The organism is Streptomyces sp. NPDC007346 (assembly GCF_040703535.1).
Classification (GTDB): Bacteria; Actinomycetota; Actinomycetes; order Streptomycetales; family Streptomycetaceae; genus Streptomyces.
Window position 1 is genome coordinate 1 of the sequence record NZ_JBEYKR010000241.1, and the last position, 6,598, is coordinate 6,598.

The window sequence follows — 6,598 nt, forward strand, 5'->3', positions numbered from 1 at the left end:
TGCGGCGGTCGAAGAGGTGAACGGGCTGCCCATCGGGCTGACCTATGTAACCGGCGCCCTGTCGCGCTTTGCCCGCTCGTCCGCCGGGGTGTACGCGCCCGGCCGGGCGGCCCGGTCGGCGCGGGCCACGGCCAGCAGACGCAGCCCCGACTCCGCCTTCCGGCCGGCCAGGGCGAGCAGCCGCTCCCGCTCGTCCCCCGCCAGCGCGCACCGTTCGAGCACCGCCTCCACGGCCCCCTTGGTCACCAGCGTGTGGACGCCGAGCCGGCCCGGCCGCCGGACCACCGCGGTCGCCACCCGCCGTACCGGGTCGAAGGGCAGCGCCGCCACACCCTCGTACGCGGCGTGCGGCCCCCACCCCCCGGCCTCCTCCTCCGCGGCGTCCAGCACCGCTTCGTCCAGGGCGTCCGGGGCGGGCAGCTCCGCCAGCTGGAGGGTCCACAGCGCGCTGAGCGCCGCCCACCGCAGCACCTCGGGGTCGGGCAGGTCCGAGCCGTCGACCGCCGCTTCCACGACAGGCCGGTCCTCGGTCAGCGTGCCCGTCTTGTCCAGGCACAGCACATCGACGGCGCCCAGGTCGTGCAGGGCCGGCAGCCGTTTGACGATGACCCCGCTGGTCCGGGCGAGCCGGGCCGCGCCCCGTGCGAGCGCCGTCGTGACGATGACGGGCAGCATCTCGGGCGTGAGCCCCACCGCCACGGCCACGGCGAACGGCAGGGTCTCCAGCCCCCGGCCCCGCAGCGCCGCGTTGGCCATCAGCACCAGCGGCGGGGTCAGCAGCATGAACCGGATCAGCGTCCAGGAGATGCCCTGCACCGACCGGTCGAAGGCGCTCGCACCCCGCTGCCGGGCCCGGCCGTCGTGCGCGGCGGCGAACCGGGTCGCCCCCGCGGTGGCCACGATCACCGCCGTACCGCTGCCGGACGTCACACTGCTGCCCTGGAAGCACAGCTGCGGCTGTGCGAAGGGCCCGGCCCCGGCGAGCGAGGGGTCCGGCACGTCGAGGGGGTGCTTCGCCACCGGCGCCGACTCCCCGGTCAGCGCCGACTGGTGCACCGTGAGCCCGCCGGCGCGCAGCACCTGCACATCGGCCGGTACGAGATCGCCCGGCCCCAGGCGGATCACATCGCCGGGTACGAGGTCGGCCACCGGAATCTCCCGCTCCCGGGGTGCCGCCTCCGCCGAGGTCCGGCGCACGACGGTCGCCGTGGTCGCCACCAGCTCCCTGAGCGCCGCCGTCGAACGGTCGGCGCGGTGCTCCTCGGCCGAGCGCAGCAGGCAGCTGACCGCCACCAGGGTCAGGATCACGCAGGCCGTGCCCCAGGCGGAGACGAGAGCGGAGACCAGTCCCAGACACAGGAGTACGGAGGTGAAGGGGTCCCGGAGACTGCGGACGAGACGCCGGGGCCAGGGGACCGGCCGCCAGGCGGGCAGCACGTTCTCGCCGAACCGGGCGAGCCGTTCCTCGGCGCGCGCTTCCACCAGCCCGCGCGGTCCGCTGTCCAGCGAGCGCAGTATCTGGAGGGAGGTCTTCACCTCCGGCAGGTCCGCTTCGGTGCCGGGAGGCGGGCCGGTGGCAGCGGAGTCCGTTCCGACGCCGGCCGTGACGGGGCTCGACGCGGATGTGTCGGTACCCGGGAACGGTGTCACGGAGGCCGACGCGCCGGGGCCGGTACGTTCGGGTTCCGCGGCTGCGCTGTGCTCAGGCACCGAGCTCACGCAGGCGGACGGGCTCCTGGGCCAGGTGTCCGGCGCGCTCGGCGAGCTGGCCGACCATGAGCCGGACGACCGTCACCACGTCGGGGTCGTCGACCAGGTAGACCTGCCGGCGGCCCTCACGGCGTGAGCGCACGAGACCGGCCAGTTTGAGCTTGGTCAGGTGCTGGCTGACCGAGGGGAGCGTGCCGCCCACCCGCTCGGCGAGGCCCGTCACATCGCTCTCGCCCTGGGCCAGTGCCCATACGATGTGCAGCCTCGCCGGTGTCGCCAGGAGCCCGAACGCGGCGGCGGCCTCGGCCAGCACCTCGGCGGGCGGATCCTGGAAACCGCCGCCGGTACCTGTCGACACTCTTGTTCTCTCCCGTCCGTGGGCCGCCCGCCCGGACCCGTCACCGCATCCGTCGCCGCGAGCGAAAGAAACCAGTGTAGAGGCCACGCCGGACGCGTTCGGAGCCCGTCACGAGTCCACACCGACTGCCGTGCGGACGACAAGAGGCCAGAAGCCGGACGGTACAGGGGCGAGATGCGACAGGAGCGGGCGGGATGGGCCCGCCCCGATCAAGAACGATCAACTCCCTCGGGCCGCGCAGCCGGTTGCCAGGGCGTGCCGGCAGCGATGTCCGAACGGCTGACCAGAGCTCCGCCAGAGGTGTGCGGCTCACTCGCGGGGGAAGACCGCCTCGACCGGAGCGATGGATTTCGGCCGTATTACCATCCACGCCGGTCTGTCGCCGTACCTGTTCGGGACACCGGGCCAGGACCGCTTCCGGTTCCTGGGGACGAGCTCTCCGAAGGGCCCTGGCAGCGGACGTCCTCGTCGACACCCGGCGCCCGGCGCCTTGAGGACCCCATCGCGGCCGTCGGCCCCGTCGCATCCGTTCGTCGTCGCCGTCAACCGCTTCCCCGGGGCCCGCGCCTACGCCGCGCACGACGTGTCGCACGCCCTTGACCTGGACCGGGGCACGCCCGTCGTACTGGGCGACGCGCGCGACCGGGACTCCGGCAAAGACGTCCTGATCCGTACGGTCGAGTACGCCGGGCGGGTGCACACCACCCGGCTCCTCGACTCCGTCGGCTGACGCCGACCGGCGGGGAGCGGCCGTTCAGTCGGCCATGTCGGCCAGGGCGACCACCTTGTCGATCCGCACCCGCACCACCAGCTCACCGGGCACACCGTTGCGCCGCCCGAACTCCTCGGCGGTCTCCGGCCCGACATAGCGCCGGGCGATCCGCGTCGCCCACCGCAGCAGCTCGTCGGGGTCCTCGCTCAGCTCCGCACGCCCCTGCACCACGGCGAACGCGTACGGTGGCCGGTCGTCGTCGACACACAGGGAGACCCGGCCGTCGCGCTCCAGATTGCGGCCTTTCACACTCTTCTTGCCGGTGTTGAAGACCAGTGAATCGCCGTCGAGCAGGAACCAGACGGGCGCGATGTGCGGACTGCCGTCGGCCCGCACGGTCGAAACCTTCGCGGTGCGGGTGCCCTCGGAGACGAAGGCCCGCCATTCCTCATCGGTCATGTGATGTGCCATGCGCTCATCCTGGGCCCGATGCCCGCGTGGCGCGAAGCGGCGCCCCCGGGGGCGGGGGGCGCTTGCCCCCACGCAGGCGGTGCGCAAGGCTTGCGCGCGTAGCGGGGCACGGGGAACGAAGGCACGGGGAGGACGAGCAGATGGCGCTTGACCGGGGACTTGACTGGCTCCTTGACGATCTCACCAGCAGGGTGCAGTACATACGACACGCCCTGGTGCTGTCGAACGACGGCCTGGTCACCGGGGCCAGTACCGGGCTGGCCCGCGAGGACGCCGAACACCTGGCCGCGGTCTCCTCCGGCCTGCACAGCCTGGCGCGCGGTTCGGGGCGCCACTTCCGGGCCGGTCGGGCCCGCCAGACCATGGTCGAGTTCGACGAGGCGCTGCTCTTCGTGACCGCCGCCGGCGACGGCAGTTGCCTGTGCGTGCTGACCGCCGCCGAAGCCGACGTGGGGCAGGTGGCCTACGAGATGACCCTGCTCGTCAACCGGGTCGGCGAACACCTCGGCGTAGCCGTCCGCCAGGGCGGCCCGGAGGGCATCGAACCCTTCTGACCGCCTTCCGGTATCCTGCTGAACCCGTTTTGACCTGCTGCTTTCTCCGGTCCGGCAGAGTTATCCACAGGCCGGACCGGAGAAGACCTCGCCGAGCTACCGTGATCACGGAGAGTATTCGAAGCTCACGGGGAGGACGGTCATGACGGTCAAGGAAGCGATCCGCGCGCGGGCCGAGGGCACGTACGACATCCAGGACGGCGGCGAGGGCCGGGACGAGGGCGTGCGCACCCCGCCCGCTCCATCGACGGCCACGGTGGCCGCAGGCCGGGCGGCGCAGGAACTGGGGCTTCGGCGCGGCGAATTCGAGCTCGCCGTGCACCTCGGGCTGATCGCGGTCACCGCCCAGCCCGGTGGCGGGCGGCCGCGGGTGCACCAGCGGGAGATCGCGCGCCTGCGCGAAGAGCCGGGATTCCCCGACGGGTTGGGCGAGCGCGTCCGCACCGTCGGCACCGCGGAGGGCGCCGCTCTGCTCGGCATCGTCCCCGCGCGGTTCACCCGGCTGACCCGGGCCGGCTGCGTCTCGCCGGTCACGTTCTACCTCAACCGGTACCGCGCGGTGGTCTGGCTCTATCTCGCCGACGAGCTGGCCTCGTTCGCGGTGCGCGAGCCCGAGCTGCTCGCCGGCCGTACGCCCCTCGGGATGCGCACGATGCTGGAGGCGGGCGGCGACTGGAGGGCACGCAACTGGCGGACCCAGCGCATCGACCGACTGCTGAACCGCACCGACGACCCCTGGGCGCGGGCCGCCATCGAGGCGTCCGCACTGGACTCCGCACACCTGGCGGAGGTGGTCGAGGACCCCTATGAACGGGCCTATCTCGTACGGGTCAGGCCGGAGCCCGTCTTCGGCCGGCCGGGCTCGGTGGCGGCCAGGGAGACGATGGGGGAGCTGATGCTGGCGGACGATCCCGACGAGATCCTGTGGCGGCGGATCAATCTGACGCTCACTTTGGACCGGGCCCGCGAGGACCGGCCGGCTCCACGGCCGGGCGACGACCCCGGGGCGCGCATGGCACCCGCCCCGCTCCCCGTTCCGTGCGCGTCTCCACCACGGCCCCTGCCCGTCGTGGCGACGGCACCGCCCTTGCCGCGCTCCTCCGGGGAGACGCTTTCCGGCGGGCGGGAGCCGGGCGGAAAACGGCTGCTGGCAAGGCTGGGATGGCGCCGGCGGAGCGAGGAGCAGTCGCTCGCGGACGGGTGATTCGTCGGGCCAGGCATGATGTCCGCATGCTGATCAGGGAAGCAACCACCGAGGACTGGTCCGACATCTGGCCTTTCTTCCACACGATCATCGCCGCGGGCGAGACCCTCACCTACCCCCTCGACCTCGGGAAGGAGGAGGCTCGGGGGTGGTGGTACGTCGCCCCGCCGAGCCGCGTGGTCGTCGCCGTCGACGAGACCGGGGCGGTCCTCGGTACGGCCAAGATGAACCGGAACCACATGGGCAACGGCTCGCACGTGGCCAGCGCCACGTACCTGGTCGACCCCGCCCACTCCGGCAAGGGCGTGGGGCGTGCCCTGTGCGAGCACTCGGTCGAGTGGGCCCGTACGGCCGGTTTCCGGGCGATGCAGTTCAACGCGGTGGTCGAGACCAACACCCACGCCGTCACGTTGTACGAGTCCATCGGCTTCGAGGTGATCGGCACCCTTCCCGAGGGGTTCAACCACCCGACCCAGGGTTATGTGGGCGTGCACATCATGCACAAGGCCCTCTGAAGTACAAGGATGTGAGAGACCTCCGCACGGCGCCCCCGGCAGTCGGCGGCACCGGCCGCTGAACCGTCGTCGGCGGACAGTGGCGCGAAGCCGTTGTCCGTCTTGTGAGAAGTGGCGGAGATATGGCCGGAGTTCGTCCCGGGAACGACCCACAGGGCGGGTGTGTCCTCCCGGGGTGATGGCAGTACTGTGCGCTCCACCGCCATTCGGGCGATGAGATTCAGCTGGAGGAAGTATCCATGACCATACCCAGGAGATCGTGGCGTGGCGCGGGAGCACTCGTGGCCGCTGCGGTCGTCGGTCTGACCGGAGGCGTCATCTCCGCCGGTCCGGCCGCGGCTCACACCCCCACGTGGGCCGTGACCTGCGATGAGGTGACTGTCGACCTCAAGGACTACACGCCGGACGTCCCCAACACGGTGACCATCACCGTGGACGGCAAGGACCTCCTGCCCACCGAGACCTTCGGCAAGGAGTTCAACAGGCAGCTCGCGCTTCCCGAGCACTCCGAGCCGCTGACGGTGCGACTGGTCGTCAAGGACGGCGGCAAGGACGGCAAGTACTCGTACAAGGGCGAGAAGACGGCCGACGTGTGCGAGGGGGAGCCGGTTCCCACGCCGTCCCCGACCGAGCCCACGCCGACCGAGCCGACCCCCGCCGAGCCCACCCCCACGGAGCCGACTCCGACCGAGTCGACGCCGTCGGAGACTCCGGGCACGCAGACGCCCGAGCCGGGCGACACCCCCGGCGGGGAGCCTTCGGAGTCCGCGCCCGCGGCGCCCGCTCCGGCCCCCGACTCGCCGGACCTGGCCGAGACCGGTTCGTCGTCCGCCACGCCGGTCATCGGTGGCGCCGCTCTCGCGGTGCTGCTCGCCGGTGGCGGGATCCTGTGGGCCGTCCGTAAGCGGCGTACCACCCAGAGCTGACGCCCCGTGCGTCCGGCGTCGCTCCCGCTCCGGCGGTGAGCGGCGCCGGGCCGCCGAGGTGTAGGAGCCGCCGGTCGAGGGGCGGTGCGGCACCCGGGAAGGGGTTCGGGCACCCCCACCGAGAAGCCCCGGGGGCGGGGCCCGGCCC

General features: G+C 72.6%; 7 protein-coding genes and 1 pseudogene. 5 read left to right on the forward strand and 3 right to left on the reverse strand.

Annotated features, from left to right (window positions below; all coding sequences use genetic code 11):
• Nucleotides 1-72 precede the first annotated feature (72 nt).
• Together AB0917_RS33130 and AB0917_RS33135 are read right to left on the reverse strand one after the other, a co-directional pair.
• Nucleotides 73-1,719 (reverse strand): annotated as a pseudogene (locus tag AB0917_RS33130) (cation-transporting P-type ATPase); the annotation flags it as partial.
• Entirely contained in the window at nucleotides 1,703-2,068 is a 366-nt protein-coding gene (locus tag AB0917_RS33135) for a metalloregulator ArsR/SmtB family transcription factor (protein WP_366823421.1), read from the reverse strand. The gene AB0917_RS33135 and the pseudogene AB0917_RS33130, both read right to left, overlap by 17 nt.
• Before the next feature lie 490 nt (nucleotides 2,069-2,558).
• On the opposite strand from AB0917_RS33135, the gene AB0917_RS33140 reads away from it, so the two are divergent.
• Entirely contained in the window at nucleotides 2,559-2,798 is a 240-nt protein-coding gene (locus AB0917_RS33140; RefSeq protein WP_366823422.1) for a hypothetical protein, read from the forward strand.
• Nucleotides 2,799-2,822: 24 nt separating this feature from the next.
• On the opposite strand, the gene AB0917_RS33145 is transcribed toward AB0917_RS33140, so the two are convergent.
• Nucleotides 2,823-3,251: a PPOX class F420-dependent oxidoreductase gene (locus tag AB0917_RS33145; RefSeq protein WP_366823423.1), complete on the reverse strand. Its 429-nt coding sequence runs from the start codon at nucleotides 3,249-3,251 to the stop codon at nucleotides 2,823-2,825.
• A 140-nt stretch (nucleotides 3,252-3,391) separates the two neighbouring features.
• On the opposite strand from AB0917_RS33145, the gene AB0917_RS33150 reads away from it, so the two are divergent.
• From AB0917_RS33150 to AB0917_RS33165, 4 genes are all read left to right on the forward strand, one after another.
• The gene (locus tag AB0917_RS33150; protein WP_366823424.1) at nucleotides 3,392-3,805 is read left to right on the forward strand and encodes a roadblock/LC7 domain-containing protein; all 414 of its coding nucleotides are present in this window, start codon (nucleotides 3,392-3,394) and stop codon (nucleotides 3,803-3,805) included.
• 142 nt (nucleotides 3,806-3,947) lie between these two features.
• Nucleotides 3,948-5,009 carry a DUF6397 family protein gene (locus AB0917_RS33155; RefSeq protein ID WP_366823425.1) on the forward strand — a complete coding sequence of 354 codons (1,062 nt, stop codon included), beginning with the start codon at nucleotides 3,948-3,950 and terminating at the stop codon, nucleotides 5,007-5,009.
• 26 nt (nucleotides 5,010-5,035) lie between these two features.
• Entirely contained in the window at nucleotides 5,036-5,524 is a 489-nt protein-coding gene (locus AB0917_RS33160; protein ID WP_366823426.1) for a GNAT family N-acetyltransferase, read from the forward strand.
• A gap of 239 nt (nucleotides 5,525-5,763) precedes the next feature.
• Complete coding sequence (locus AB0917_RS33165; RefSeq protein WP_366823427.1) at nucleotides 5,764-6,450, forward strand: Hsp20/alpha crystallin family protein; 687 nt, start codon at nucleotides 5,764-5,766, stop codon at nucleotides 6,448-6,450.
• Nucleotides 6,451-6,598 lie beyond the last annotated feature (148 nt).